This window comes from Halorubrum halodurans, assembly GCF_002252985.1.
In the GTDB taxonomy this organism is placed as follows: Archaea; Halobacteriota; Halobacteria; order Halobacteriales; family Haloferacaceae; genus Halorubrum; species Halorubrum halodurans.
Window position 1 is genome coordinate 1 of sequence record NZ_NHPJ01000135.1, and the last position, 573, is coordinate 573.

Consider the following 573-nt stretch of genomic DNA (forward strand, 5'->3'; position numbering starts at 1 on the left):
GACGGGATCGACGGCGAGGGCCGACCGGAGGAGTCCTCGTAGCGGCTCCGGACCGTCGGTAGGCGGTCGTGCGAGACCGACCGTGCGGGTCGATGCCGGGTGACCGGGAATCGGCGGTAGATACTTTCTCGTCGGTCACGGAGGAGCGGTATGACCGACACGATCCTCGTTCCCGTCGAACTGCCGGACCCCGAGCCGATCGCTCCGGTGCTCGTTCGGGACCTCGCGCCGCTCGACATCGTGGTCATGGGCCACTTCGCGGTTCCGGAGCAGACCCCGACGGAGGCGGCCCGCGAGCAGTTCGAGTCGGAGGCGCGGGCGACCCTCGACGCGGTCGCGGAGCCGTTCCGCGAGTCGAGCGCCTCGGTTCGGACCCGGCTCGTCTTCGGGAAGGACCGGGGGACCGCGATAGACCGAGTGATGGTCGAGGAGGACTGCGCGGCGGAGCTCAACCCGGCCCCGACGGAGGGGATAGACCGGATCCTCGTACCGATCCCGGCCGTCGCGGAGTTCGCCCGCCTTCCGGCGTTCGTCAACGTGCTCTGTGAGGACTCTGTCTCTTATACCCATCTG

At 69.1% G+C, this 573-nt stretch carries 1 pseudogene; it reads left to right on the forward strand.

Annotated elements, in window-relative coordinates:
* Positions 1-150: 150 nt before the first annotated feature.
* A pseudogene (locus tag DJ70_RS15425) lies at positions 151-573 on the forward strand (universal stress protein); the annotation flags it as partial.